Source organism: Stenotrophomonas sp. JAG2 (assembly GCF_041080745.1).
GTDB lineage: Bacteria > Pseudomonadota > Gammaproteobacteria > Xanthomonadales > Xanthomonadaceae > Stenotrophomonas > Stenotrophomonas maltophilia_AA.
Window position 1 is genome coordinate 120,323 of record NZ_JBEUMH010000001.1, and the last position, 26,200, is coordinate 146,522.

A 26,200-nucleotide genomic window follows, 5' to 3' on the forward strand; every position below is an offset into this window, starting at 1 on the left:
CTTGGCAAGCGTCGGCATCAGGCGCACGATTTGCCGGCCAGGCGGCCACGCCTGCGTTGACTCCTTCATCGCCCACCCCGGAGCACGCTGTACCGATGACCGACACCGCCGCTGCTCCAACCCCGGCCCGCGCCCCCTGGCGCCGCGCTGCCACCGTCGTCATCCCGCTGGTGATCCTGGCCCTGGCCCTGCGCGGCCTGGCCAACGAATTCGACGCGCACGGCTACCGCGCGATCCGCGAGGCCTTCCACCATCTCGGCGCCGGCCAGATCGCGCTGACCGTGCTGCTCGGGCTGGCCAGCTATGCGTGCCTGATCGGCTTCGATGCGATCGGCCTGCGCCGCAGCGGCAAGCGCCTGCATCCGGCACGGGTCGGCATCACGGCGTTCCTCGCGCATACGCTGGGGCAGACGCTGGGCTTTGCCGCGCTCACCGGGGGTGCGGTGCGCCTGCGCGGGTATGGCCGTGCCGGCCTGACCCTGGGCGAGATCGGCCAGGTCGTGTTGATGAGCACCCTGGGCTTCGTGTTCGGCGCGTGGCTGTTGCTGGCGCTGGCCTTCGTGCTTGAACCGGGCGCGGCGGCGCTGGCCCTGCCGATCCCGGTGCAGGCGGTGCGCGCGATCGGCATTGCGGGCCTGCTCGCGTATGCGGGCACGGTGCTGCTGGTCGGCCGCGAGGGCCGCAGTTTCCAGATCCGCGGGCACGCGCTGTGGCTGCCCGACCGGCGCACCATGCTGGGCGTCACCGCGCTGAGCGTGGTCGAGCTGGTGCTGGCCAGCGCGGCCTTCTATGTGCTGCTGCCGATGGATACGCCGACCGGCCTGCCCGGTTTCGTCGGGCTGTATCTGGTCGCGGTGCTGGCCGGCCTGATCTCCAGCGTGCCGGCCGGCCTGGGCGTGTTCGAGTGGAGCCTGCTCAAGCTGCTGCCGCAGGTGGCCCCGGCCGCCGTACTGGCCGCCGCGCTGATCTACCGCGTCACCTATTACGTGCTGCCGCTGCTGCTGGCCACGGTGCTGGCGGTCGCGCCGGCGCTGCGGCGCCCGCTGCGTGCCGGTGCCGGGGCGACCCGGGTCGGCTGGACCGCGCTGCGCCCGTGGCTGCCCCAGATCATCGCGCTGGCGGTGTTCAGCGTCGGTGCCGCACTGGTGATCGACGGCACCCTGCCGACGCCGCGCCGGCACCTGGTTACCGCCTCGCTGCCGATCCTGGAAACCTCGCACCTGCTCGGCAGTCTGGCGGGTGTCGCGCTGCTGCTGATCGGCCAGGGCCTGCAGCGACGCAGCCATGCCGCGTGGATGCTTGCACTCGGCATCTGCGTGCTCTCCCCCTTGCCGATCTGGCTGCGCGGGGGGCAGGTATTGATCGCGCTGTCCGCGCTGCTGGTGGCCACGGCGCTGTGGGCCTCGCGCCGCGAGTTCTACCGCCAGGGCGCGTTGCTGGATGAAGCCTGGTCATGGCCGTGGATCCGCAACCTAGGGCTGGTCTTGGTCGCCGTGATCTGGCTGCTGTTCTTCGTCTACAGCCACGTGGAATACCAGAACGAGCTGTGGTGGCAGTTCGCGCTGCAGGGCAACGCGCCACGTGCGTTGCGTGCGTTGCTGCTGGTGGCGATCGCGCTGACCATCTTCGGCCTGGCGCGGTTGCTGCACAGCACGCGCAGCCCGCTGCCAGCCGCCGATGCGTCCACGCTGGACGCGCTTGCCCCGATCCTGGCCGCCGCCGAGGACACCCAGGCCTGCCTGGTGCTCACCGCGGACAAGGCGGTGCTGCGTGATGAGGCGCAACTGGGCTTCGTGATGATGCAGCGCTACGGCGGCTCACTGATCGCGATGGGCGATCCGGTCGGCCCACCGGAGGTGGTGCGCGCGCTGATCTGGCGCTTCCGTGAGGAAGCCGATCGGCTCGGCCTGCGCCCGGTGTTCTACCAGGTCGGTGAGGCGCACTGGCAGACCTATCTCGACCTGGGCCTGACCCTGGTCAAGCTTGGCGAAGAGGCGATGGTGCCGCTGCAGGAGTTCACGCTGGAGGGCCGCGATCGCGCGGATCTGCGCCAAGCCTGGAACCGCGGCAAGCGCGGTGGCCTGAGCTTCCGGGTTGCGACGCCCGAGGAAGTACCGGCATTGCTGCCGGCATTGTCGGTGGTCTCCCAGCAATGGCTGGACGACAAGGCCGGCGATGAAAAGGGCTTCTCGCTGGGCAGTTTCGATGCTGCCTACCTGTCACGCTTCCCGGTGGCGCTGGTCGAAGCCGAGGGCCGTATCGTGGCCTTCGCCAATCTGTGGCAGGCGCCGGCCGGAAACGAACTGTCGGTCGACCTGATGCGGCATGTCGATGACGCGCCCAAGGGCACCATGGATTTCCTGTTCATCGAGCTGTTCCTGTGGGGGCGCCAACAGGGCTTCCACCGGTTCTCGCTGGGCATGGCACCGCTGTCCGGGCTCGCCCAGCATCGCCTGGCCGGGCGCTGGAACCGCTTCGCCAACGTGGTGGCACGGCACGGCGAACGCTTCTATGGATTCAGCGGACTGCGTCGCTTCAAGTCGAAGTTCGCGCCGGTCTGGCGGGCCCGTTACCTGGCCGCGCCGGGCGGCGTGCACCTGCCTGCCGCCCTGCTCGATGCAACCCGGTTGATCTCGCTGGACCCGCGCCGGCACGATTGATCCCGTGCCGGCACCCAGCGTCGGTGCTGACCGCTGGCGCTGGCGCTCAACGCGCGGGCAGATGCTGCACGATGGTGTCCGCGAGACGATCGTAATCGCCCTTGAAATGGTGATCGCCGGGCAGCGCGATGATCTGCGCGTTGCCGCCGGGCGGGAGCGACGGGCAGAGCGCGTCGCCATCGTCCTGGCCGTACACGCACAGCGTCCTGCCGGCCGGAAGCCGGGCCACCTCCGGCGCGATCGGCAGGCCATCGCCGCCGCCGCCGAGCCAGTTGCTCACATGGAATTCGTAGTCCGCGGTCTTGCCGACCGACAACAGCGCAATCATCGACACCGACTCCCGCGTGGCCGGTGACAGCTGATTGATCGCCGCCGGCAGTACATCGGCCCCCTGCGAGAAACCGACCAGCACCACGTTGCGGCGCTGCCATTGGCGGCTGTAGTGATTGGCGATGCGCTCCAGGTCGCGCGCGAAGCCTTCGGGGGTGCGTGCGGTCCAGAAGTAGCGCAGCGAATCCACGCCGACCACCGGCACCCCGGCCTCGCTCAACGAGGCGGCCACCTCTTTGTCCAGGCCTGCCCAGCCGCCGTCGCCGGAAACGAAGATGGCGAAGGTATCGCCGGCCTTGCTCGAGGGCACGTCGACCACCGGCAAGCCTTTGAGATCATCCGGCGGCGGCGCCAGGCTGACGCCCTTCTGCGCCCCGATCACCTTTGCCGCGGCCAACAGGCCGGGCAACGCGTCGCCTCGTGCGGTGCGCTCGAACTGGCGCCCCATGCCGACCCTGCGCACGAACGCGGCCGACTCGCCGGCCGGGCAATGCACATCGCCGGCCGCGTTCAACCACGGGAAATTCAGTTCGGCCGGCTGCAGGCGGCCATGGCTGCTGCCGGCGCCGCAGACCTTGCGCTCGCGTACCCCCGATGGGCAGAAGCCGGTGGTGAGCAGCCCGGCGAACACCTGGGTGTCGGCCTGGGCGGCCACGGCATAGGCCAGCGCGGCGCCCTCGCCATCGCCGCCGATCAGCGGCAGGTGGTAGCCCGGCACGTGCAGGTAGGCCTGGAACCAGCGCGAGAAATTCTCCACATCACCGGCCCCGAATGCGCAGTCACCACTCTTCTCGCGGGCCAGCACCTGGCGCAGATGCGCGACATCGATCTGGGCGACCAGGGCGCCCTCGGCACGCAGTGCATCGATGCGCTGTTGGCTGTCGGCATGGCCGGCGGTGCCGTCGAACCACACCACCACCCGTTGCGGGCGACCGTCCGGCAGATACACCGGCACGTTCTCGAAACGCCCATGACTGAGCTGCTGTGGCGGCGCGGCCAGCGCCTGTCCGGACATCCCCGCCAGCACCACACCCAGCATCATCCCCCAACCGGCTCGCCGCATCGTCGCGCATCCCATGACTAGTGCGCCAACGATACGCCCCTGCCCTGCCAAGGGCATGTACACAGCGTGGCCGGAGGCTCAGCGCGCGTCGCGGCGTGCCTGCCGCCACAGCTGCCAGGCCACCGACACCAGCCAGACCAGCACCACTGCGATCACCAGCTTCTGGCCGGCGCCGCGCGGCGGCCCGCGCCAGAGCACGTGCAGCCACAACAGCACGAAGCACAGCCAGGCCCACCACCACGCCGGACCGGCCCAGTCGCGCCAGCGGGGGTCGGCGCGCAGGTACCAGCTCTGCAGCAGCATCGCCACGCTCACGCACAGGAAGGCGGTATTCGCCGACACCCCGTGCACCAGCGGTGCCAGCAGGGGCGCGCGCCCGGGCAACCAGCTGTCGCCGATCGCCACCCCCATCAGCCCCAGCGCGGCGACCGAGAACAGCAGCGGTGCGGCCGCACTGCGGCGCGGTGAACGGCTGTTGGCATGCAGGGACAGGGCCAGCAGCATGATCGCCAGCGCCAGGACACAGTAGGCGCTGCGCAACGCCAGCCCCCACGGCCCGTGCAGGTACAGGCTCAGCGTGGCCTGCACCCAGTCCAGGTCATCCCGTGCCCATTGCGTCCACAGCGCGGTGGCGATGAACAGTCCCAAGGCCAGCAGCGTGGCCAGGGCGACCCGTCCGTGATGCGTCGGCGGCCAGCGGGAGGGGCGTGGCAGGGGAAGCGACATCGCAGCACCTTTGCTCAGTCGGTGGCCTCGGGGTGGCGCTGTTTCCACGCCGCCAGCGCAGCGCGGTAGCGCTGCAGCTCATCGCTGTACAGATCCAGCACGCACAGCGGGCAGCCGCTGCCGCAGCACTCGTTGGGGCCGGGTTCTTCCGGCGGCTGCGGACGCGGATCGGAATCTGGAACGGACACGGACATGGCCACACACGGAAGGAAAAACAGCGCGCACAGTGTAGCGGGCGTGGTTCAGCGCTCAACCCGGCGACGCAGATTGTCGCGCGCCGCCGCATCCAGGCGTTGGTGGAAGAAGTCGCTCAGGAAGATGCGCGGTTGCCCCAGCACCTGCTTCAAGAAGCGTCGTCGATTCAACCGGAACAGGAAGCCCGGCACGTGGCCGGCGTATTCCTCCGCGATGCCCCGGTCGTAGGCATCGAACACCGCCGCCGGCGCACCCAGAATGGCCATGTCGCAGTCCAGGAACAGCGCGGCCTCGGGGTCCACATCGCCAGGCGCGAGTCTGCTGTGGCGCGCGGTCAGTTCGATCAGCTCGACCACGCGCGCCGCATCGATCCCGGCATCAGGGAGCCAGCGCGCGATGGCCTCGCGTGCCATGGCCGCCGAGCGCGCTTCGTTGTCACCACGGCCCGCGTCATAGATGGCGTCGTGGTAGAGCGCAGCCAGCTGCACCTCGCGCGGACGGCTCCAGCCCGGCCCGGCCTCGGCGACCGTGCGGCAGTGCTGCAGCACGGCCTGCACGTGCGACCAGTTGTGGTACGCCCGCGGCGGCACGGCGTAGGCGGTTTCCAGCGCGGCGAGCTGCCCGGCAGGGAGGGGGATGGGTTCAAAGTGCATGCCGCCATGATTGGCCGTCGCGGCGGCGCTGGCAAGCCGGGCGGTGTTTTTTTGACCACCTTCACAGACCCGTTGCCGCGCAGTGGCTGCGCACGGTTATCCACATGTTTGTCGACCGCTGGTCCACATCCTCTGTGGATGGCGCGGACAGCCGATGAACGGCACGCCGCCCACCGACAACGCGCCTAGACTGGGCCCGACGGACTCCAGCGCCCCGCGAGGTGACGGCGATGACCGCATGCAGAGTACTGATCCTGTGGATGGCCCTGGCCGCCGCGCCGGTCTGGGCGGCCGACACCACGCCGCCGTCCATCGCCGCCGAACCGGGCACCACCGCCCTGCCCACGCCGGCGCAGATTCTGGACGTGCCGGCCCCGCTGCTGACCCTGCTGCACGAGCGGGTCATCGATCCCGGTTACTCGCGCGAGCGCCGCCTGCAGCGTCTGGTCGAGATGATCTTCGACGCGCAGGGACTGCACCTGGCCTACGACGCCGATGCAACCCACACGATCGGCGAGACATGGCAGACACGGCGCGCCAACTGCCTGTCGTTCACCCTGCTGTTCGTCACCCTGGCCAACCTCGCCGGCATCGACGCGCATGTGCAGGAGGTGGCCCAGGTGGTGAGCTGGTACCAGGCCTCCGGGGTGATCTACAGCGTTGGCCACGTCAATGCCGGCATCGTGCTGGACGGGCGCAGCGGCACCGTCGATCTGGACCACAACGTGCTGTATGACCGCTACGGGCCGCAGAAGATCAACCGGCAGCGGGCACTGGCCCACTTCTACAATAACCGGGGGGCCGACCGGATGGCCGCCGGGGATGCCGCCGGCGCGCGCGCCAACTTCCAGGCCGCGCTGCGCATGGCGCCGGACTTCGTGGGGAGCTGGAACAATCTCGGCGTGCTCGATGCGCGCATTGGCGACACCGCCCAGGCCCGCAGGGACTATGAAACCGCCCTGCGGCTGCAGCCACGGCACGGTGCCAGCCTGAGCAACGCCAGCGTGCTCTACCGTCGGCTGGGCGATACCCGGGAGGCCGAGCGGCTGGACGACCGTCTGGCCCGGGTGCAGCGCAACGACCCTTTCGCGCAGTACATCCTCGGGGCACGGGCGGAACAGCGGCGCGATTATGCGGGGGCCGTCCGCTTCTACCGCCGCGCGGTGCGCCTGTATGACACGGCCCACCCGTTCCACTTCGCCCTCGCCCGCGCCTACTTCCTGGCCGGCAACCCGAACCGCGCCTCGCAGGAGATGCAGCGCGCGCGTGACCTGGCCGCGGAAAACGGCGATGCGCTCCAATCCCGCTACCAGGCCAAGCTGGACAGCCTGCAGCGCTGGCGCCAGTGGGGCGCCCACGCCGACTGAGGCCGATCAGGCCTTCTTGAGGAAGCAGGTCTTCAGGACCAGCCCCTTGATCTTTTCCGAGTTGCCTTCGATGTGCTCGGCATCGTCCTCGACCAGGCGGATGTTGCGGATCACGGTGCCCTGCTTCAGCGGGATCGAGGAGCCCTTCACCTTCAGGTCCTTGATCACGGTGACGGTGTCCCCGGCGGCCAGCACGTTGCCGTTGCTGTCGCGTACCACCAGGGCCTCGCCGCCGCCATCACCGGCCGCCCACTCGTGGCCGCAGTCCGCGCAGATGAACAGCGCGCCATCGGCATAGGTGTTTTCCAGGGTGCACTGCGGGCAGGCGGGAATCGCGGACATCGACAGCTCTTCGGTAACGAAACGGCCGCCATTGTAACCGCCCGTTACCCCCTGCCCTTGCGTCGGCGGTCCCGTTGCCGCAAAGTGCGCGCCCCCTGACCACCGGCCCGGCCCGCGCATGAAACTCGGCATCGACTTTGGCACCAGCAACTCCGCCGCCGCCGTGGTGATCGACGGCAAGGTCGTGCCGATCCAGTTCGGCCAGGCCGAACAGTTCCGCACCACCGTGTATTTCCCCGAGGTGATGCGCGACCCGAACGACTTCGAACTGACCCCGGCGCTGGAGCACGATCTGGCCCGGCTGGTCGATGCGGCCGCGCGCGATGCCCGCGCCGCCGGCCAGGAGCGCACGCCCGATGCACTGCGCCGCGAGGCCCTGCGCGTGGTGCGCCGGCAGTGGATGGAAGAGCAGATGCGCGCGCCGCTCAGCTCCACCACCCTGCTGCAGAACGCGGTCTACGGCGACGACGCGCTGGAAGCCTACTTCGAAGAGAACGAAGGCAACCTGGTGCAGAGCCCCAAGTCGATGCTCGGCTACAACCTGCACCCGCGCGCGCGCCAGACCATCGCCGGCATCGCCACGCACATCCTCGAGCACATCCGCCTGACCGCCTCGCGCCAGCTGGACACCCCCATCCGCACCGCCACGCTGGGCCGCCCGGTGCAGTTCCGCAGCTCGATCGGCGAGGCCGGCAACGCACAGGCGCTGGACATCCTGCATGGCGCGGCGATCGCGGCCGGCTTCGACAGCATCGACTTCCTCGAAGAGCCGGCGGCCGCCGCGATGCATTACCACGCCGAGAGCCCGCAGGAGCACGACGCCGTGGTGGTGGACATCGGCGGTGGTACCACCGACGTCGCGCATGCCCGCGTCGGCGGTGGCCAGGCCCCGACCATCCACCGCGCCTGGGGCATCGCCCGCGGCGGTACCGATATCGACCTGGCCCTCAGCCTGGGTGGCTACATGCCGCTGTTCGGCCGCGGCATCACCCGGGTGCCGGCCCACCATTACGTGGAGGCGGCGATGGTCCAGGACATGACCCGCCAGCGCGATTTCCGCCAGCACACCTACCGCGACGTGGATGCGCCGTTCGGTCCGCGCCTGACCGCCCTGCAGGACACCGGCAATACCGCGCGCCTGTACCGCGAGGTCGAGCGCTGCAAGATCGCCCTGAGCAGCGTGACCCGCCACGACAGTGCGCTGGACTTCATCGAGCGTGGCCTGCAGGTGCAGATCGACGCCGCGCGGCTGGAAACCGCCGCCGGCGGCTACCTCGGCGAGCTGACCGCCCTGCTGGAGCAGGTGCGCAGCGATATCGGCCACGACCCGGCCGCCGTGTTCCTGACCGGCGGCATGTCGCGCGCCGGCTATCTTCAGCAGGCGGTGGCCAACGCCTTCCCGGGCTCGACCCTGGTCCGCGGCAATCCGTCCTTCGGTGTGGTCCACGGGCTGGCACTGGCCGCCGCCCACTGACCCCGCTGTTGCGCCAGGCCTTGTCCCACAAGGCCTGAAGAGGCGTGAAAGGCCTTATTAACAAAACGTTACGCCGAAAGCGCTATCATCTTTCGGCTTCAAAGCGCAATGCGCTTGACGCACCCAGCATCGTCTTCCGGGCCTGACTGGCCACCGTCCTCTTCGATACTGCCACCGTCGGCCTGTCCGCGGTGCCGGGATCGCTCATCGCTGTGATCCGGCTCGTTCACAGCATGCTTCACCCCGAGCCGCCAAAGAGACACTCAGATTGGGCGAACGCCTGGCTGCACTCCTTACATCGTCCGAGCCCGACCCCATCGACTGCCGTCGTTGCGATGCGGTGTGTTGCCGGCTCACCGTCACCGTGATGCCCGACGACAACGTGCCCGGCTATCTGCTGGACACCGATGCGCGTGGCGGCACGGTGATGGCACGCAACGAAGAAGGCTGGTGCGCCGCGATCGACCCCTATCACCTGCGCTGCACGATCTACTCGCAGCGACCCGCGATCTGCCGCCAGTTCGACATGGGCGGCGATGATTGCCGCCTCGTGCGGCAGGACTACCGTCGACAACAGCAGGATCTGTCGACGTTTTCTTCCACGCTTCATCCATAGCAGGAGCATCCATGGCTCGTACGCCAAAGACCTCCCCCAAGGCAAGCAACACCGTTCGCGTCGACCGCAAGCAAGGGTCCAATTCCGCCGTCAGCAGCCAGAGCATCGCTGCGGATCTGGCTGCCTTCCGCAAGGGTGGCGGCAAGATCGAAGTGCTGGGCAATACCCTGGCACTGAAAAAAGCCGGCTGACATTGCTGCCGACCGCACCGGCATCGGCCGGTGCGGTGGCCGCACTCAGCGGCCCAGGCTGACCCGCACGCTCCCGGAATGGGAGTTGATCGAAATATCCCCATCGCCCGAGCCAAGACGCGCATCCAGGCTGCTGCCCGGGCCATAGCGCGGCTTCTCCACCTGCCCGGCATCGGACTGGATCCCGCCACTGAACGTCTTGACGTTCAACTGCGCCGATACGTTCACCGGCAGCTTCAGCGCGACCGAACCGCTGACCGTCTGCATCGTCACCTTGCCGCCCGGCGCCATGCCGGTCGCGCTCACGTCCAGGCTGCCCGAGACGGTTTCCACCGCCAGCCGCTGGATCCGCCCGGCATTGACATTGACCCGGCCGGAGACCGATTCGGCCGCCACTTCCCCCGATGCGCCACCGCCGGCCAGCAGCTGGCCGCTGACCGTGCGCGCATCCAGCCGTGCGGTCTGCAGCTGCGAACGGATGCTGCCGCTGACCGTGTTCAACGTGGTCTCGCCACTGCGCCCGGCCGCGGTGATGCTGCCGCTGACACTGTTGGCCTGCAGGCGGCGTACGTCGATGTCGGCCACGTCGATGTCCGCGCTGATGGTGCCCAGCTGCACTTCCACCGAACGCGGCACGCGCAGCTCCAGGGTCGCCCCGCCGTTGCTGCGTCCGCGCGGATACTCCACTTCCCAGCGCACGCGGTTGCTGCTCTTGTCCTGCTTGAGGGTGAGCCCGTCGGCCAATGAGCCGGTCAGCGCCACGTCACTGCGATCCCAGCCACGGACAGTGACCTTGCCGGAGATGTTGCTGATTTCCACGCGCCCGCCAGCGCCCAGGGGATGGCGCTCGTTGATGCTGGTAGCGGCCTGGGCGACCAGCGGCAGGCACAGGGCGAGCGCAGCGACCAGGGACAGAGGAATACGCATGGGGTTCTCCTTCAGGTGGGCAGGCCGGTGGACAACACCGCCTGCTGGGTCAGTTCCAGCCGCAGCGCATAGGTACGCTGCAGTTGCCCGAGCAGATAGCGCGAGCGGGGATTTTCAGCGATGGCCGCACGGATGTTGTCCGCACTGGCGTCGAGTTCGTGCAGGGCCGGGCGCCATTCCTCGGTGACCTCGGCATTGGGCAGGGCCGCGATGGCCTGCTGGTACTCGCCGGCCATCGCATCGGCCTGGCGCTGCAGCAGCGACGGTGCCGGCGTATGCGGGACCGGGGTCGGCACCACCATCAGCACCGCCAGCGCGGCCGCCAGGCCGAGCCCGATGCGCAGCGGCCAGCGCCGACGCCGGTGACGCGTTGACAACGTGGGCACGGTCGCCGCCGGGGACGGGGCCGCGCTCTGGGCCGGCAGTTGGGCGGCGATGGCCTGCCACACCCGCGCCGGCGGGACGCGCTCGGCCGGCAGGGCATGCAGGCGTGCAGTCAGCTCGTCGTGATCGGAATCATGGGGGTTCATGCGGTTTCTCCTAGGCGCGCACGCAGCAGGCCGCGCGCACGGTGCAACTGTGCTTTGGAACTGCCGACGGCCATCTGCAGCTGGTCGGCGATTTCCTGGTGTTTCCACCCTTCGATGTCATGCAGGACCAGGACCGCCCGGGCCCGTGGCGGCAATGTTTCCAGCGCCCGCTCCAGGTCCATCGAGGTGCCGGCGCAGCGGTCCTGGGCCGGCAGCATCGCCAGTGACTCCCAGCCCTCCTCGCCGGCATCGCGTGCATCGCCGGTGGCGTTGGCACGCAGCTCCATCAGCGCGGCGTTGACGCCCAGGCGGTGCAGCCAGGTGCCCAGGCTGCTTTCGAAACGGAAGCCCGGCAGCGCGCGCCATGCCTGCAGGAAGGCCTCCTGCAGGGCATCCTCGGCGCGGGCCGCATGGCCGCCACACAGGCGCCACAGCACGGCGTACACCCGCGGCGAATGCCGCCGGTAGATGCGCTCGTACGCCGCGACGTCACCGGCCGCCGCGGCACGCACCAGGGCGTGGTCATCGGCGGCATCGGCCTCGGTCGGAGCGCTGGAAGTGGGCATGGTCGTGTCGAGCATATCCGTTGGATGCGGGGGGCATGGAAAAGGTTTAAGCCGCCGGTGGATTTCTTTTTCTGCGCGGCCTTTAAACCTTCCTGGCCGGCGCTGCATCCAATCCCTTGTCACTACCGGCGCCCGCCAAGGAGTATCCCCATGTCATCCAGTTGCCTGGCCGTGCTGCTCTCACTGGCCACCGGCTGCACGCTGCCGTGGAGTCCGCTGCAGATCCGGGTCACGCTGGCGCCCGAAGCGCCGGATGTCTGTGTGCAGTACGCACAGAATGCGCCGCTGTGCGCCTCCACCATGATCGCTGCGTTCGACGTGTACGGCAGGCCCGTGCAGTAAGCGGGCACCACGATGCGCTGACGCGCATCGGCATTACCATGGCGGGATCGGCACTATCGCTGCAAAGGAATTCCGCCCCCATGAAAGACCATCTGCCCGCCTGGACCCACGACTGGCTGCAATACGGTGTCCCTGCCCTGCAGATCCTGGTGACCGTGCTGGTGGCCTGGCTGCTGCGCCTGATCGCGCGCAGGCTGATCCGACGCCTCGGCGAGCACTACACCCTGCCGCCGGAAATGGTGATGGGCGCGCGCCGCATCAGCAGCTTCGTGATCAATTTCGGTGCGGTGCTGATCGTGCTGAGCATCGTCGGCGCATCGGCCTCGGTGCTGTGGACTGCCTTCACCGGTTTCGCCGCCGTCGGTGCCGTAGCGTTCTTCGCCGCGTGGAGCGTGCTGTCCAACATCTTCTGCACGTTGCTGATCTTCACCACACGTCCGTTCCGCCTGCACGACTACATCGAGCTGCTGGAGAACGGCGAGAAGCCCGGGCTCAAGGGCCGGGTGATCGACATCAACCTGATCTACACCACGCTGCAGGAAACCGGCAACGGCCATGAAGGCACGGTGCTGCAGATGCCGAACAACATGTTCTTCCAGCGCACGGTACGCCGGTGGCGAGATCCCTCGCAGGCACCCGGCGGGATCCAGGGGGACGGTTGAGGGAGCGTGCCACGCCGGTTGTAGATACCGACCGTTGGTCGGTATGCGTTATTGCGTGCCGACCAACGGCCGGCACCTACCGAAGCTGGCTGTCCTTGCTGCCGCGACGGTTGTAGCCGCTGCCTTCGTGCTGGGCGGCGTCTTCTTCTTCCTGGCAGCGCACGCACAGGCGAACGCCGGGGACGGCCTTGCGCCGCGCCTCGGGAATGGGTGCCTCGCACTGTTCGCAGTGGGTCAGCCCGGGGCCGTCGCGCAGTTGTGCGCGCGCCCGCTGGATGGCGTCATCGACGGTGGCGTCGATCTGATCCTGGACCGCGCCGTCGCCTGCCCAACCTGTCGCCATGATGTATCTCCCATGCCGGTGTCAGGTCTCCAGCATAGACCCGGGCCCCGGTGCCCAGCCGACGTAGGGCTGAACGCGCGCGGCGCCGGGTGAACGCTTCAGGCGAGGCTTACCAGACCAGGTCGTCCGGCACCTGGAACTGGGCGTAGTACGCATCGTCCTCGGCGTTGCCGGTGCTCGGTTCGCTGCCGGGCTGGCTGTTGTCGAGCACGATCACGCTGGCATCGCGCTCGCGGACCTTCTCGGCGGCGGCACGCGGCAGCAGTTCGAAGCCCTCGCCATGGCGCGCGATCACCAGGCTGCCCGAAGCCAGCTGGCGGCGCAGCACGTTGTTGACCAGCAGGGTGCGGATCAGCGTGCCATCGTTGAAGCGGTACTCGCTCTCGCCGTCCCGCTTGACCTTGTGCGCCTCGATGATCTGGCGGACCTGGGCCTGCAGTTCCTGGGCGTGGGCCTTGGCCTTGCGGTCGGCTTCCAGCGCGCGATCGCGCTCGGCCTTCTCCGCGCGCAGGCGTTCGGCCTCGCGCTGGCTCTCGCTGGGCGCGACCGGGGCCTTGCCGTGGCGGGCTTTCACCTGTTCACGGGCGGCCTGGGAGACCTGGGATTTCTTGACCAGCCCAGCCTTGAGCAGCTGCTCCTGCAGGGGATTTGCCTTCGCCATACGCCTAGCATCTGTTGTTGCGGGATTCCGGAGCCCATCATACTGGTCTGCCCGCCCCGCCCCAACCGCCTGCATGACCGCCCTGAAGTACCTCGCCGGCTATCCCGACGCCCTGCAGCAGCAGGTGCGCGAGCTGATCGCGGGCGACCGGCTGGGGCCATGGCTGGAACGCCGCTACGCCGAGCTGCACACGGTGCGCAACGACCGCCAGCTGTACGACTACACCCAGGGCCTGAAAGAGCGCTACCTGCGCCAGTCCGCGCCCCTGTCCAAGGTGATCTACGACAGCAGGCTCCAGGTCCTCAAACACGCGCTGGGCACCCACACCACGGTCTCGCGGGTGCAGGGCAGCCGGCTCAAGGCCAGCCGCGAAATCCGCATCGCCACCGTCTTCCGCGAGGCCCCGGCCCCGTTCCTGAAGATGATCGTGGTGCATGAACTGGCCCACCTGAAGGAATCGGACCACAACAAGGCCTTCTACCAGTTGTGCACCCACATGGAAGCGGACTACCACCAGCTGGAGTTCGACCTGCGCCTCTACCTGACCCACCTGGAACGCACGCCGGGCTGAGCCGCGGCGGCCGTCATCGCGCAGCGCCGGGCCCCAGCCAGTACACTCCCCGCCCGCTTCCCGTTTTATGTTGCCTGCCCGATGACCGACCCGATCCGACTCGACAAACGCCTGACCAGCCTGATCGGCTGCTCCCGTGGCGACGCCCAGCGCTATATCGAGGGCGGCTGGGTGACCGTCAACGGCCAGGTCGTCGAACAGCCGCAGACGATGGTCACCGACGAGACGATCGTGCTGCGCGAGAACGCCGAAGCGACCCGTACCGAAACCGTGAGCATGCTGCTGCACAAGCCGGCCGGCATGCGCTCGGACGAACTGTGCGCGCTGGTCACCCCGGAGAGCCGCAGCGACCTCGATGCCACCGGCGTGACCCTGCTGCAGCGGCATTTCCACGCGCTGCAGCTGGTGATGCCGCTGTCCGACGACGAGAGCGGCCTGGTGGTGGTCAGCCAGGACGGACGCGTGATCTCGCACCTGAAGGATCGCGGTGCGACGCTGGAGCAGGAATACCTGGTCGAAGTCAGTGGCGAGCTGGCGCCCTACGGCATGAAGCGGCTCGCGCACGGCCTGAGCTTCCGCAGCTGGCCGTTGCCACCGTGCAAGGTGAGCTGGCAGAACGAAACCCGCCTGCGCTTTGCGATCAAGCCGGTGCATCCGGGCCAGCTGCGCGACATGTGCGCCCAGGTCGGGCTGGAGGTCATCAGCATCCGCCGCCTGCGCATCGGCCGCGTGGCGATGGGCAAGCTGGTGCCGGGCCAGTGGCGTTACCTGGCGCCGGACGAGCGCTTCTAAGCCCCCGCACCCCTCGCGCTGCACGCCCCTGCCGCTTACGATCGGGGCATGACCGAGAAAAAACCGCTCTGGCGCCGGCTGCTGCGCTGGCTGGGAATCGTTGTCGCCCTGCTGATCCTGCTGGTGCTCAGCGGCCTGCTGCTGGCCGATCACCTGACCCCGCAGGCCGTGGGCGAGCGTTCCACGGTGCTGCCCACGCAGGCCGACCAGACCGCGATCGATCGAGAGCTGGTCCGCCTGCAGGCCGAACACCCCGGCCAGAGCGGCGTCGCCTTCCTGTCCGACGGACTGGACGCCTACGCCGCGCGCGCGGTGATCACCCAGCACGCCGGCCGCAGCCTGGACCTGCAGTACTACATCTGGCACGACGATCTGATCGGCCACCTCATGGCCAACGAGCTGTACCGCGCGGCCGAGCGCGGCGTGCGCGTGCGGATCCTGCTCGACGACATGAACGCGCAGGACAAGGACGCGCTGATGATGGCGCTCGATGCGCATCCCAACATCGAGATCCGCCTGTACAACCCGTTCCGCAACCGCAGCGGGCTCTGGCGCCTGGTCGAGATGGTGCAGCGCGTTTTCAGCGTCAACCACCGCATGCACAACAAGTCATGGATCGCCGACGGACGCGTGGCGATCGTCGGCGGCCGCAACATCGGCGAGGAATATTTCAGCGCCCGCCCCGACGTGAACTTCCGCGACCTGGACCTGCTGGTGGCCGGCGAGGCGGTGCAGCAGGCCAACACGATCTTCGACGACTACTGGAACAGCGACACCGCGGTGCCGATCCGCGCCCTGGCGTTCTACACCGAACCGCAGCTGCGCCTGCTGATCCGCGAAAGCGAACACGAGGCGCGGCTGGACAGTGCCAAGCCGTACCTGGCACGCGTGGCCCGTTCGCAGGCGGAGCACTCGTATTACCGCGATGCGCTCGACCTGCACTGGACGCCCAACGTGGAGATCGCCTCGGATCCGCCGATGAAGCATCGCCGCGACGATCAGGCCGGCTGGCTGGTGACGCGCCTGGTCGAGGAACTGGAAAGCGCACAGCACAAGGCGCTGCTGATCTCGCCCTACTTCGTGCCCGGCGAGGACGGCACCGAAGGGCTGGGCGCGATGGTCGCGCGCGGTGCCCAGGTCGGAGTGATCACCAACTCACTGGCCGCCAATGACGTGGCCGCCGTGCACAGTGGCTACATGCACTACCGGGCGCCGCTGCTGCGCAGTGGCGTGCAGCTGTACGAGCTCAAATCGCGCGGCAACGTCGATGGCGGCGGCCTGTTCGGCAGCAGCGGCGCCAGCCTGCACACCAAGGCCTTCATGGTCGATGACCGGCGGGGCTTCGTGGGCTCGTTCAACCTCGACCCGCGTTCGGCCTATCTCAACACCGAGATGGGCGTGCTGTTCGACGACCCCGTGCTGGCCGGGCAGTTGCGCCAGGAGTACCTGCGCCTGGCCAGCCCGAGCCAGAGCTACTGGGTGGCGCTGGGGCCGGACGGTGACGTCCGCTGGCTGGAACGCGATGCCCAGCCACCGCAGTGGCTGTATACCGAGCCGGATACCGGGTTCTGGTTGCGGGCCAGCGCGCGCGCGATCAGCTGGCTGCCGCTGGAATCGCAGCTGTAGCTCAGCCGGCCCCGGCGACCTCGAGCTCGGCCTCTTCACCGTCCAGGGTCTCCACCGCGCGCCCGTGCACGCGCCGCCAGATCCACTGCAGCGCATGCGGCGGCGTGCCGTCCAGTTGTTCCAGCAGGGCCAGCGCCTGGACCTGGCCGATCTGGCCGTGCCGGCACAGCAGGCTGGCCGCCGCCGCCGCGCGGGCGAAACGCAGGCTCGCCGCCAGTCCACTGCCGCTCTGGCGGATCAAGGCGTCGTGCACGGCCTTGGGCAGCTCCCATGCCGCCGCGATGCGGCTGGCGACCGGCAGGGTCCAGCTGTCGAGCAGGTCCGCCGCCAGCGCACGCGGCGGCGCGGCCACCGACTGCTGCGCACAGGCATCGAGCAGGTGGCGCATCACCAGCGCCGCGCCCAGTCCCTGGGTCAGGCCCAGCCACTGCGCGGCGAAGCCATCTTCGTGGGTCACCGTCCGGGCATGGTCGGCGGCCGCGCGCGAGGCCAGCAGCGCGTGTTCCCAGATCACCGCACTGAACTGCGGAAACGCATCGCACTGCAGCTGCATCACCGGCTGCACCAGCACGGCGCTGATGATCTGGCGGATGCCATCGGTCCCCACCAGGGTGACCGCGCGCTGCAGCGTCTCCACCGGGCGCGCCTGCACCCGGTAGACCGGGCTGTTGGCGATGCGCAGCAGGTTGCCGGTCAGCACCGGATCCTGGCTGATGATCGCGGCCATCGCACGTGCCGATGCATCGCTGTCGTTGACGGTCTGGATCAGCTGCGGCAGCAGCTGCGGCCGGCGTGGCAGGTGCTTGGCCGACCAGTCACGGGCCAGCAGCGACGCCGTGACGGCATCGCGCAGCTCCACCGTGTGCGGGGCCGCGGCATCGGCGGCATCGCCACTGCGGGGGACCAGCGCGAGCGTGTGCAGCCCGGCCTGCAGCACTGCGACCGGATCGGTGCCCGGCGACAGAGCGGCGGCAGGCACTGCCGTCGCCCCCGCCTGCTCGGCGGCGGCACGGCCCCTCGATGGCTGCGCCACGGCACGCCGGTGGCGGACCAGGCCGATCACCCCCAGCAACGCCAGCACGGCGGCGCCAACGAGCATCACGCCGATCACGCCCACGGCCCTGCATACGCCGGATCCCGCACTTGCCTTGTTGCGACTGCGCCCACGTGATCCTTCCTGCGATGACCGGCCATCCACACCGTTGCCACGGCATCGGCCTGCGCTTCAGCAACTTTAATGGCGACGCGGCGGGAGACCCCTGACAACACCCTCCGCCGGAATGCACTAGAATGGCGCCGCGCGACCCGTCCGAGACCCGACGACGTCGCTTTTTTTGTTTTACAACCCACCTTTTGCTGGCGCGTTCGCCGCTGTTCGCCACCGTTCGCACCATCGGAGCCACCATGTTATTTGAAACCCTCGAAACCACCGGTCACGAACAAGTGGTGTTCTGCCACAGCCGCGACGCCGGTCTGAGGGCGATCATCGCCATCCACAACACCACGCTCGGCCCGGCCCTGGGCGGTGTGCGCATGCGTCCCTACGCCAGCACCGACGAGGCCCTGGCCGACGCGCTGCGGCTGAGCCGCACCATGACCTACAAGAACGCGCTGGCCGGTCTGAACGTGGGCGGCGGCAAGGCGGTGATCATCGGCGACCCGAAGCGCGACAAGTCCGAGGTGCTGTTCCGCGCGTTCGGCCGTTACGTGGATTCGCTGGGCGGCCGCTACATCACCGCCGAGGACGTCGGCACCGATGTCAACGACATGGAGAACATCTACCTGGAGAGCGAGTACGTCACCGGCGTACACCAGGTGCATGGCGGCTCCGGCGATCCGGCGCCGTTCACGGCGTATGGCGCCCTGCAGGCCTTGATGGCGTCGATGCAGCACAAGCTCGGCCATGAGGAAGTCGGCAAGGCCAGCATCGCGGTGCAGGGGCTGGGCCACATCGGCATGGAACTGGTGAAGCTGCTGCGCGACCGCGGCGCCAAGCTGTACGTCAGCGACCTGGACAGCGCGCGCGTTGAGCGTGCGGTCACCGAATACGGTGCCGAAGCGGTCAAGCCGGAGGATATCTACGACGTCAACGCGGACATCTTCGCGCCGTGCGCGCTGGAAGGCGCGATCAATCCGGATACGCTGCCGCGGCTGAAGTGCAAGATCGTCTGCGGCACTGCCAACAACCAGCTCTCGAGCCTGGAAGTGGGTGACGAACTGCATGCCCGCGGCATCCTCTACGCGCCGGATTACGCGGTCAATGCCGGCGGTGTCATGAACGTCTCGCTCGAGATCGACGGCTACAACCGCGAGCGTGCGATGCGCCTGATCCGCAGCATTTACCACAACCTCGGCCGCATCTTCGCGCTGTCGCAGATCGAGGGCATCGCCCCGCAGCGCGCCGCCGACCAGATCGCCGAATCGCGCATCCTGTCGATCGGCAAACTGAAGATGCCGCTGGGTCCCAGCACGCCGCGCCGGGGCACCCTGCGCGGCAACTGAGCCGTGGGGCGATACAACGAAAGAGGGCGCGATCATCGATCGCGCCCTCTTTTTTTACACACGTCGCAGTGAGACCGGCTGTCAGAACCCGGCCGAATAGCGCAGCTGCACCTGGCGCAGATCGCCCCGCGGGCCGAAGCGCTGGTCGTAGCCGAACGCCAGGCGGCTGGTGCGGCTCAGCCACGACTCCACCGAGAGCCCGAACAGACCGCCCGAGCGGGCCGGCTGCAACCCGGCCACCGGTGCCCAGGCCTCGACCCCGACGAAGCTGGCGTCCAAGGCCAGGCCGTCGCTGGCGAGATGCTGTTGCCACTCGGCATAGCCGCGCAGCGACCAGCCGCCCCAGCGACGCTCGGCGCGCAGACCGGCCAGGGCCTGGCTGCGCGTGCTCGCGGCATCGTGCGCGCGCAGGCCAAAACCCATGCCGCCCGCTTCGCTGAAGCCGTCGCTGTCCACCCGGGCGTACTCGGCGCCCAGGTAAGGCGTCAGCGATGCCGTGGCGCTGCCGAAGCGGTAACCCGACTCCACGCTGGCCGCGCTGAAGCTGCCGCCGTAGCGCGCATTGACCCCGTACTGGCCGGCACCCAGCAGCAGTTGGCGATCGATCTCACGGGTGAACTGGCCGGCGCCGATCTGGCCCATCGCATACGCACGGCCGGTCCCCCAGCCCGCATAGACCTGCGCCTGCGATTGACGGTCGCGGCCGCGGTCACTGCCCCACTCGCGGCTGCCGTAGCTGCGGGTTTCGCCGAACGCGAAACCGAGCATGCCGTGGCTGCCCAGCGCCATGTCCTGGCCCATCATCCAGCCCCGGGTCGCCACCCCGTTGCCGGCGAAGCTGCCCTGGCCGGCCTCGCCCAACGCGCTCTGCCAGGCACCGCGCAGGCGCGGCGCGGCCTGCACGTCACCGACCCGTGCCGACAGCGCACGACGGTTCATGTCGATGCTGTCGAAGGTCGCCGCCGTCGCCAGCGCATGCGCCTTGCCGGACAGGCTGTCCAGGCTCGCCTGCAAGGCGTTGGCCCCGTCGACCTGCTGCAGCTGGCCGGCCGCGTCCGCGAACCCGTCCAGCGCCGCCCCCTTGCCATCGAGCACCTCGAACGCGGATTCCACGCGCGCCGCCGACGCCAGGGCGGTTCCACCGAGGCCGGCCTGCAGGCTCGCGCTGGTCACGTTGATGCGGTCGGTGACCAGGGTGACGTCGTTGTTCGCATGCAGCAGGCTGGCCTGGAGCAGGGTGCCGGGCGCCAGCCCGTTGGTGACGCTGGCGAAGGTGCCGGTCACCCCACCATCGGCATGCAGCAGCGGCTGCGTGCGTCCGTCCTGGGGCACGTAGCCGCTGATGATGCTGTCCACGCGCACCGTGCCGGCCAGCGTGGCGCTGCCGTTCACCATGAGCGGGTTGGCACCCAGTGCGACCACCAGTTGCGCGCTGGCACGCTGGATGTAGTTGCCTTCGATGACCGCATCGATGTTGTCGCTGCGCAGGATCACGCTGGCGCCGTTGTCCACGTTGCCGCTGACCCGCGTCGTGCCGTTCATGAACTGCAGCGCCGCAGCATTGGGATTACCCGCCTGCGGCGCGATGACCACGTTGGACCGCAGCGACGCACCGCCGCGCAGCGCGAGGGTGCCGCGCTCGATGATGGTGTCACCGGTGTAGGTATTGGTGCCGGCCAGGGTCAACGCACCCGCACCCTGCTTGGTCAGCCCGCCGTCGCCGCTGATGTCGTTGCTCCACACCGAATCCAGGCCCACCGTGGCGACATTGACCGTCACATCGCCCCAGTCCAGCCTGGCCGGACCATTGATCGCCTTGGCGATGTTGAGCAGGCCGTAGCCGAACGTCCGGTCCACGCCGGCCGCGCCGAGATCGGTCGCGGTGCCCAGCAGCGTCTGGCGCACCAGGTCGTTGGTGAAATACGGATATTTCTGCCACACCAGCGCCGCCGCGCCGGAGACCAGCGGCGCCGCATAGGACGTGCCCGAGCCATAGTAGTACTCCGGCGTGCCGCCCTTGTTGGCCGGATCGACATACGCCACCGTGCCCGGTGCGGCGAGGCAATACTGCGCCGCGACGCCGCAGGCGTTGGCATACGAAGCCAGCTTGCCCGGGTCTGCGGTATCGACCGCGGTCACGCTCAGCCAGCCGCGTTCCAGATCCGCGGCGGGCAGGCTGCCGCCCGGACCGACCTGGCTGGGCAGCGCCGCCATGCTGGAGGGATTGGGCTTGCTCTCGTTGCCGGTGGCGAACACCACCAGGCCGCCGTTGCTGATGATGAAGGGCCGGTATTCCTGGGCGATCGGCGCGGTGGCCGACGGGTTGGTCCAGTACAGGCCACCCCACGAGTTGTTCATGATCTTGACGCCGGCCGCGATCAGGTCCTGATGCACGCCGTCCAGGCCGATCGCACCGGTCACTTCGTTGCCACTGCCCGAGCCGTCATCGACGGGACGCTTGTCGGCGATGATGCGCGCCGAGACGATCTGCGCTTCGCTGGCAACGCCGCCCGGCCAGCTGCCTACACGGCGACCGGCGGCCAGTTCGGCGACGACGGTGCCGTGGCCGACCACGTCGTCCACATTGACGTTGTTCACGCGCGGATCGACGTAGGTGTAGTTCGCCAGCACCCGCCCGCTGAGCGCGGGATGCTCACGGTTCACGCCCGAATCGACGATGCCGATGCGCACGCCGGCACCGGTCCAGCCGGCGGACTGCGCTGGCCCCGCCTGGACGATGGCCAGGTGCGCGTCGATCGCCGGCTGCGGCGTCGGCGCCGTGGTCGGCGGTGGAGAAGGTGGCGTGGTGGGGGGCGGCGACGGGGGCTGGGTCGGAGGCGGCGACGGCTCCAGATCCCCGCGGACATTGCTGCCTCCGCCTCCGCAGGCACTCAGTGCCAACGCCAATGCCGCGGCCAAGGCCGACCTGCCGATCACAACCTGCTTCATCCCTGCTCCCCTTGTGAATGGACCTTCCCCACCTGCCTGCCTCCCGGGCAGACACCGGCGGTCAATGCCGACCCTCTATACTGGACCGACCCCCACGCAGTCTGCCGGGAAATGCGTCGGCTTCCAACGCCCGCGTTCCCATTCCGCTCTTCGCTCACGCACCAAAGAGATTGCACATGTCCAACATCGTCATCGCCGCCGCCAAGCGCACCGCCATCGGCTCCTTCCTGGGCCAGTTCAACGGCGTGCCGTCCCCGACCCTGGGGGCCACCGTGATCGCAGCAGCCCTGGAGCAGTCCGGAGTACCGGCTGCGGACGTTTCCGAAGTGATCATGGGCTGCGTGCTGCCGGCCAACCTCGGCCAGGCGCCGGCCCGCCAGGCCGCGATCGCCGCCGGGATTCCGGTCTCCACCGGCGCCACCACCCTCAACAAGGTGTGCGGCTCGGGCATGAAGGCCATCATGCTGGGGCATGACCTGATCAAGGCCGGCTCGGCCAGCGTCGTGGTCGCCGGCGGCATGGAGTCGATGTCCAACGCCCCGCACATGATCCCCAACTCGCGCACCGGCAACCGCTTCGGCAACTTCCAGGTGATCGACCACATGGCGCACGACGGCCTGGTCAATGCCTACGACGGCAAGGCCATGGGCGAGTTCGCCGAATGCACGGTGGAGAAGTACCAGGTCAGCCGCGAGGACCAGGATGCCTTCGCCATCGAATCGGTCCGCCGCGCGCAGGCCGCGCAGGCCAATGGCGCCTTCGACGGAGAAATCGTGCCGGTGAAGGTCAGCACCCGCAAGGGTGAGGTCGAGTACGCACAGGACGAACAGCCGAGCCGCTCGGACATCGCCAAGATCCCGACCCTGCGCCCGGCGTTCAAGAAGGACGGCACTGTCACCGCCGCCAGCTCCTCGAGCATCTCCGACGGCGCCGCCGCGGTCGTGCTGCTCACCGAGGAAGACGCCGCCGCCCGCGGCCTGAAGCCGCTGGCCCGCATCGTCGGCCACGCCACCCATTCGCAGGCGCCGGAGTGGTTCACCACCGCGCCGATCGGTGCGATCCACAAGCTTCTGGAAAAGACCGGCTGGACGCTGGACCAGGTGGACCTGTTCGAGATCAACGAAGCCTTCGCCGTGGTCGCGATGGCGCCGATCCGCGAGCTGGGCATTCCGCATGACAAGGTCAACGTCAATGGCGGTGCCTGCGCATTGGGTCATCCCATCGGTGCGTCGGGTGCACGCTTGGTGGTCACGCTGGTGAACGCGTTGCGCAAGCGCGACGCCAAGCGCGGAATTGCTACCCTGTGCATTGGCGGCGGCGAAGCAACCGCCATCGCTATCGAATTGATTTGATTTGGTTTAACGCGCATTTCTCAAAACTGAATGCGCGATCGCTTGACAGCCAATCGTGGCTTGTCATCATGTTGCCGGGCGCGCAATAGCGCGTTGCCTAATCTAACGACGAGGATTCACAACAATGAGCATCAACAAGCTGCTGATCGCAATGGCCCTGGGCCTGGCTCTGACCGCCTGCTCGAAGCAGGAGCAGGCTGCTGACGCCGCCGCTTCGGCCAACGAAGCCGCCGCTGACGCCCAGGCCGCTGCTGACCAGGCCGCTGCTGCTGGCGCCCCGGCTGCTGACGCTGCCCAGGCTGCTGCTGACACCGCCACCACCGCTGCTGACGCTTCGGCTGATGCCGCTGCCCAGGCTGCTGGCGCTGCCACCGACGCTGCTGCTGAGCAGGCGAAGGACGCTGCCAAGACTGCGGAAAACACCGCTGAGCAGGCCAAGGACGCTGCTGAAGAAGCCAAGAAGTAATCACTTCTTTCTTCAAGCAAGTCTGAAGAAGCCGCTGGTTCGCCAGCGGCTTTTTCTTTGGGTGTTCTTTGCCGCGCTGCCGCGCGCACCGCGTCTTCACAGGCGCATGAATAGGCTGGCCTCCCATCCATCGCCGTTCTGGAGCGCCACATGAAGATTCGTCCGCTGACCACCTCCCTGCTGGCCGCTTCCCTGCTGCTCGGCCTGGCCGCGTGCAAGGGCCCGGAGGCCGAACAGGCCCGCCGTGACGCCGCGCAGGCCGCCGACAGCACCAATGCCGCCGCGCGCGAAGCCGTCGACAAGGCCGCTGCGGCCACCCGCAGTGCTGCCGATGATGCCGCGGCCGCCTCCGAGCGCGCTGCCGCCGATACCCAGCAGGCACTCGACCGCGCTGCTGCGGCCACCTCCGAGGCTGCCGGCGAAGCCAAGGTCGCCGCCAAGGATGCGGCTGCCCACGCCAGCGAGTCCACCGCCGATGCCGCGCAGAAGGTCGCCGACAAGGCGCGCGACGTCGCGGACGATGCCAACAAGAACGCCAACGAAGCCAAGCGCTGAGTCCGGCCGCCCCTTCAAGGGCATCACGTGGGTCACGACGCCCCCTCCCTTGGAGGGGGCGTCTGCGTTATGGCAGTGCGCGGCCCAGCACGGCGCCGACATCGATATCCGCCGGCAACGTGCCGAAGGCCATCCCGTGCTCGGCGCCGAGCCGTGAACGGATGAAGGCGGATGTGTTCGGACTCTGCGCCCGCAGCAGGACCGCGGCCTGCAGCAGCAGCGCCAGGCGTTCGGTGATGCGCCGGGCCTGTGCCTGCTCCGGCGTGGCCGCGAGCTGGGCGCGCAACGCACGCAGTGCGGCGTCATAGATCGCATCGGCACCGGCCACCGCATTCAATTCCGCATCCAGCGCGTGCAGCACCTGCGGTTCGCGTGACAAGGCACGCAGTACGTCCAGGCACTGGATGTTGCCGCTGCCTTCCCAGATCGAATTCAACGGCGCCTGCCGGTAAAGCCGCGGCAGCATCGACTCCTCCACATAGCCCGCGCCGCCGAGGCACTCCTGCGCTTCATTGACGAACACGGCCGCGCGCTTGCACACCCAGTACTTGCCCACGGCCGTGGCGATGCGCGCGAACGCGGCCTGCTGCGGATCGGCCGCGGCCTGGTCCACCGCGCGTGCCACACGCATGGCGAACACCGTGGCCGCTTCGGATTCGATCGCCAGATCGGCCAGGACGTTGGCCATCAGCGGCTGCTCGCTCAGCCGGGTGCCGAAGCTGCTGCGGTGCCGTGTGTGGTGCAGCGCCTGGGCCAGGGCCATGCGCATCTCGGCGGCGGCACCGAGCATGCAGTCCAGCCGCGTCATCATGACCATGCCGATGATGGTGGCCACCCCGCGCCCTTCTTCGCCGACACGCTGCGCCCAGGCACCGCACAGCTCCACCTCGCTGGAGGCGTTGGACCAGTCGCCAAGCTTGTCTTTCAAGCGCATCAGCCGGAACGCGTTGCGGTTGCCATCGGGCAGGCGTCGCGGCATCAGGAAGCAACTCAGGCCTCCCGGCGCCTGCGCCAGCACCAGGAAACCATCGGACATCGGCGCGGAGAAGAACCACTTGTGGCCGACCAACGCATAGCTGCCATCGGCCTGGGGCTCGGCCCGCGTGGTGTTGCTGCGCACGTCCGAGCCGCCCTGCTTCTCGGTCATGCCCATGCCCAGGGTGATCCCGGCCTTGTCCGCGATCGGCACGTCACGCGGGTCGTAATGCGGGGCCGCCGCCTTGTCCGCCCAGGCGGCGAGTGACGGATCCTGGAGCAGCACGGCGACGGCGGCGTGGGTCATCGTCAGCGGACAACTGGTCCCCGCCTCGGCCTGGTGATGCAGATAACTCAACGCCGCGCGCGCGACATGCGCACCCGGCCCACCATCGTGCCAGGACAGCCCGGCTACGCCGTGCGTCTTCGCCGTCGTCATCAGCTGGTGGTACGCCGGATGGAACTCGACCGTATCGATGCGATGTCCCTGCGCATCGTGGGTGCGCAGGCGCGGCCGATCGCGATTGGCGTCGAAGCCGATCCGGTACAGCTCATCGCCGGCGAGGCCGCCATAGCGCGCCAGCTGGCCCGCGAACGCGGCGCCTCCTTCGCGCTGCACTGCCTCGGCCAGTGCGACGTCGTCGGCCCACAGATTGCGCCCCCCGAAAGGTGGCGGCTGGTTGCTCACCTCGTGCGTTTCGAACGCGGGCAGTGCTGACGTCATCACGGCAAGCTCCTTGCAGACAGATGCACCGATTCTGCCG

27 protein-coding genes are annotated in these 26,200 nt (G+C 68.7%); 14 read left to right on the forward strand and 13 right to left on the reverse strand.

The genetic code is table 11. The features are described 5' to 3' along the window. Positions 1-95 precede the first annotated feature (95 nt). Positions 96-2,660 (forward strand): bifunctional lysylphosphatidylglycerol flippase/synthetase MprF, encoded by a 2,565-nt coding sequence (gene mprF / locus AB9O74_RS00545; RefSeq protein WP_369348060.1) that lies wholly within the window; start codon positions 96-98, stop codon positions 2,658-2,660. A 46-nt stretch (positions 2,661-2,706) separates the two neighbouring features. On the opposite strand, the gene AB9O74_RS00550 is transcribed toward mprF, so the two are convergent. From AB9O74_RS00550 to AB9O74_RS00565, 4 genes are all read right to left on the reverse strand, one after another. Beyond that, positions 2,707-4,053: a virulence factor family protein gene (locus tag AB9O74_RS00550; RefSeq protein ID WP_176989224.1), complete on the reverse strand. Its 1,347-nt coding sequence runs from the start codon at positions 4,051-4,053 to the stop codon at positions 2,707-2,709. 78 nt (positions 4,054-4,131) lie between these two features. Further along, complete coding sequence (locus AB9O74_RS00555) at positions 4,132-4,779, reverse strand: DUF998 domain-containing protein (protein WP_369348061.1); 648 nt, start codon at positions 4,777-4,779, stop codon at positions 4,132-4,134. A gap of 14 nt (positions 4,780-4,793) precedes the next feature. Further along, positions 4,794-4,973, reverse strand: a complete 180-nt coding sequence (locus tag AB9O74_RS00560; protein WP_176989223.1) for an oxidoreductase-like domain-containing protein — start codon at positions 4,971-4,973, stop codon at positions 4,794-4,796. A gap of 48 nt (positions 4,974-5,021) precedes the next feature. Further along, positions 5,022-5,627 (reverse strand): hypothetical protein, encoded by a 606-nt coding sequence (locus tag AB9O74_RS00565; protein WP_369348062.1) that lies wholly within the window; start codon positions 5,625-5,627, stop codon positions 5,022-5,024. A 230-nt stretch (positions 5,628-5,857) separates the two neighbouring features. On the opposite strand from AB9O74_RS00565, the gene AB9O74_RS00570 reads away from it, so the two are divergent. Further along, the gene (locus AB9O74_RS00570; protein ID WP_369348063.1) at positions 5,858-6,994 is read left to right on the forward strand and encodes a tetratricopeptide repeat protein; all 1,137 of its coding nucleotides are present in this window, start codon (positions 5,858-5,860) and stop codon (positions 6,992-6,994) included. Between the two features lie 6 nt (positions 6,995-7,000). Here the strand turns inward: AB9O74_RS00570 and AB9O74_RS00575 are convergent, their stop codons facing one another. Beyond that, positions 7,001-7,336 (reverse strand): zinc ribbon domain-containing protein YjdM, encoded by a 336-nt coding sequence (locus tag AB9O74_RS00575; RefSeq protein ID WP_019183411.1) that lies wholly within the window; start codon positions 7,334-7,336, stop codon positions 7,001-7,003. A gap of 118 nt (positions 7,337-7,454) precedes the next feature. Here AB9O74_RS00575 and AB9O74_RS00580 point away from each other — a divergent pair, with 118 nt between their 5' ends. From AB9O74_RS00580 to AB9O74_RS00590, 3 genes are all read left to right on the forward strand, one after another. Then, a complete protein-coding gene (locus tag AB9O74_RS00580; protein ID WP_176989220.1) occupies positions 7,455-8,810 on the forward strand; it encodes an Hsp70 family protein in 1,356 nt (451 codons plus the stop codon). Between the two features lie 367 nt (positions 8,811-9,177). Then, complete coding sequence (locus AB9O74_RS00585) at positions 9,178-9,426, forward strand: YkgJ family cysteine cluster protein (protein WP_019183414.1); 249 nt, start codon at positions 9,178-9,180, stop codon at positions 9,424-9,426. A gap of 11 nt (positions 9,427-9,437) precedes the next feature. After that, the gene (locus AB9O74_RS00590; protein WP_019183415.1) at positions 9,438-9,617 is read left to right on the forward strand and encodes a hypothetical protein; all 180 of its coding nucleotides are present in this window, start codon (positions 9,438-9,440) and stop codon (positions 9,615-9,617) included. 45 nt (positions 9,618-9,662) lie between these two features. Here the strand turns inward: AB9O74_RS00590 and AB9O74_RS00595 are convergent, their stop codons facing one another. From AB9O74_RS00595 to AB9O74_RS00605, 3 genes are read right to left on the reverse strand one after another with little or no spacing between them, the layout of a single operon-like run. After that, the gene (locus AB9O74_RS00595; protein ID WP_369348064.1) at positions 9,663-10,544 is read right to left on the reverse strand and encodes a DUF4097 domain-containing protein; all 882 of its coding nucleotides are present in this window, start codon (positions 10,542-10,544) and stop codon (positions 9,663-9,665) included. An 11-nt stretch (positions 10,545-10,555) separates the two neighbouring features. Next, a complete protein-coding gene (locus AB9O74_RS00600) occupies positions 10,556-11,074 on the reverse strand; it encodes a hypothetical protein (protein WP_346492441.1) in 519 nt (172 codons plus the stop codon). Then, entirely contained in the window at positions 11,071-11,655 is a 585-nt protein-coding gene (locus AB9O74_RS00605) for an RNA polymerase sigma factor (protein WP_369348065.1), read from the reverse strand. The genes AB9O74_RS00600 and AB9O74_RS00605 overlap by 4 nt, the downstream gene beginning before the upstream one ends. A gap of 135 nt (positions 11,656-11,790) precedes the next feature. On the opposite strand from AB9O74_RS00605, the gene AB9O74_RS00610 reads away from it, so the two are divergent. Both AB9O74_RS00610 and AB9O74_RS00615 read left to right on the forward strand, forming a co-directional pair. Further along, positions 11,791-11,982, forward strand: a complete 192-nt coding sequence (locus AB9O74_RS00610) for a hypothetical protein (protein ID WP_176989216.1) — start codon at positions 11,791-11,793, stop codon at positions 11,980-11,982. Between the two features lie 80 nt (positions 11,983-12,062). Next, positions 12,063-12,644 carry a mechanosensitive ion channel family protein gene (locus AB9O74_RS00615; RefSeq protein ID WP_176989215.1) on the forward strand — a complete coding sequence of 194 codons (582 nt, stop codon included), beginning with the start codon at positions 12,063-12,065 and terminating at the stop codon, positions 12,642-12,644. Between the two features lie 76 nt (positions 12,645-12,720). Here AB9O74_RS00615 and AB9O74_RS00620 read toward each other — a convergent pair whose 3' ends face one another. Both AB9O74_RS00620 and AB9O74_RS00625 read right to left on the reverse strand, forming a co-directional pair. Next, complete coding sequence (locus AB9O74_RS00620) at positions 12,721-12,987, reverse strand: DksA/TraR family C4-type zinc finger protein (RefSeq protein ID WP_176989214.1); 267 nt, start codon at positions 12,985-12,987, stop codon at positions 12,721-12,723. A 109-nt stretch (positions 12,988-13,096) separates the two neighbouring features. Continuing rightward, the gene (locus AB9O74_RS00625; protein WP_369348066.1) at positions 13,097-13,648 is read right to left on the reverse strand and encodes a DUF2058 domain-containing protein; all 552 of its coding nucleotides are present in this window, start codon (positions 13,646-13,648) and stop codon (positions 13,097-13,099) included. Positions 13,649-13,721: 73 nt separating this feature from the next. On the opposite strand from AB9O74_RS00625, the gene AB9O74_RS00630 reads away from it, so the two are divergent. The 3 genes from AB9O74_RS00630 (at position 13,722) to AB9O74_RS00640 (ending at position 16,637) form a co-directional block, all read left to right on the forward strand. Beyond that, the gene (locus AB9O74_RS00630) at positions 13,722-14,219 is read left to right on the forward strand and encodes a M48 family metallopeptidase (RefSeq protein WP_123730546.1); all 498 of its coding nucleotides are present in this window, start codon (positions 13,722-13,724) and stop codon (positions 14,217-14,219) included. An 81-nt stretch (positions 14,220-14,300) separates the two neighbouring features. After that, the gene (locus tag AB9O74_RS00635) at positions 14,301-15,011 is read left to right on the forward strand and encodes an rRNA pseudouridine synthase (RefSeq protein ID WP_176989212.1); all 711 of its coding nucleotides are present in this window, start codon (positions 14,301-14,303) and stop codon (positions 15,009-15,011) included. A 48-nt stretch (positions 15,012-15,059) separates the two neighbouring features. Continuing rightward, a complete protein-coding gene (locus AB9O74_RS00640) occupies positions 15,060-16,637 on the forward strand; it encodes a phospholipase D family protein (RefSeq protein ID WP_369348067.1) in 1,578 nt (525 codons plus the stop codon). A gap of 1 nt (position 16,638) precedes the next feature. On the opposite strand, the gene AB9O74_RS00645 is transcribed toward AB9O74_RS00640, so the two are convergent. After that, positions 16,639-17,736, reverse strand: coding sequence for an HDOD domain-containing protein (locus tag AB9O74_RS00645; RefSeq protein WP_369348068.1), 1,098 nt, complete (start codon positions 17,734-17,736; stop codon positions 16,639-16,641). Positions 17,737-18,041: 305 nt separating this feature from the next. On the opposite strand from AB9O74_RS00645, the gene AB9O74_RS00650 reads away from it, so the two are divergent. Further along, the gene (locus AB9O74_RS00650; protein ID WP_369348069.1) at positions 18,042-19,139 is read left to right on the forward strand and encodes a Glu/Leu/Phe/Val dehydrogenase dimerization domain-containing protein; all 1,098 of its coding nucleotides are present in this window, start codon (positions 18,042-18,044) and stop codon (positions 19,137-19,139) included. Positions 19,140-19,220: 81 nt separating this feature from the next. Here AB9O74_RS00650 and AB9O74_RS00655 read toward each other — a convergent pair whose 3' ends face one another. Next, a complete protein-coding gene (locus AB9O74_RS00655) occupies positions 19,221-22,088 on the reverse strand; it encodes a S8 family serine peptidase (protein WP_369348070.1) in 2,868 nt (955 codons plus the stop codon). Between the two features lie 176 nt (positions 22,089-22,264). On the opposite strand from AB9O74_RS00655, the gene AB9O74_RS00660 reads away from it, so the two are divergent. The 3 genes from AB9O74_RS00660 to AB9O74_RS00670 all read left to right on the forward strand — a co-directional run bounded on the left by AB9O74_RS00660 (position 22,265) and on the right by AB9O74_RS00670 (position 24,461). After that, positions 22,265-23,440 (forward strand): acetyl-CoA C-acyltransferase, encoded by a 1,176-nt coding sequence (locus AB9O74_RS00660; protein WP_369348071.1) that lies wholly within the window; start codon positions 22,265-22,267, stop codon positions 23,438-23,440. A 124-nt stretch (positions 23,441-23,564) separates the two neighbouring features. Then, entirely contained in the window at positions 23,565-23,906 is a 342-nt protein-coding gene (locus AB9O74_RS00665; protein WP_019183430.1) for a hypothetical protein, read from the forward strand. Positions 23,907-24,056: 150 nt separating this feature from the next. Next, positions 24,057-24,461 carry a hypothetical protein gene (locus tag AB9O74_RS00670; RefSeq protein WP_176989207.1) on the forward strand — a complete coding sequence of 135 codons (405 nt, stop codon included), beginning with the start codon at positions 24,057-24,059 and terminating at the stop codon, positions 24,459-24,461. A 67-nt stretch (positions 24,462-24,528) separates the two neighbouring features. Here the strand turns inward: AB9O74_RS00670 and AB9O74_RS00675 are convergent, their stop codons facing one another. Beyond that, positions 24,529-26,160: an isovaleryl-CoA dehydrogenase gene (locus tag AB9O74_RS00675; protein WP_369348072.1), complete on the reverse strand. Its 1,632-nt coding sequence runs from the start codon at positions 26,158-26,160 to the stop codon at positions 24,529-24,531. Positions 26,161-26,200 lie beyond the last annotated feature (40 nt).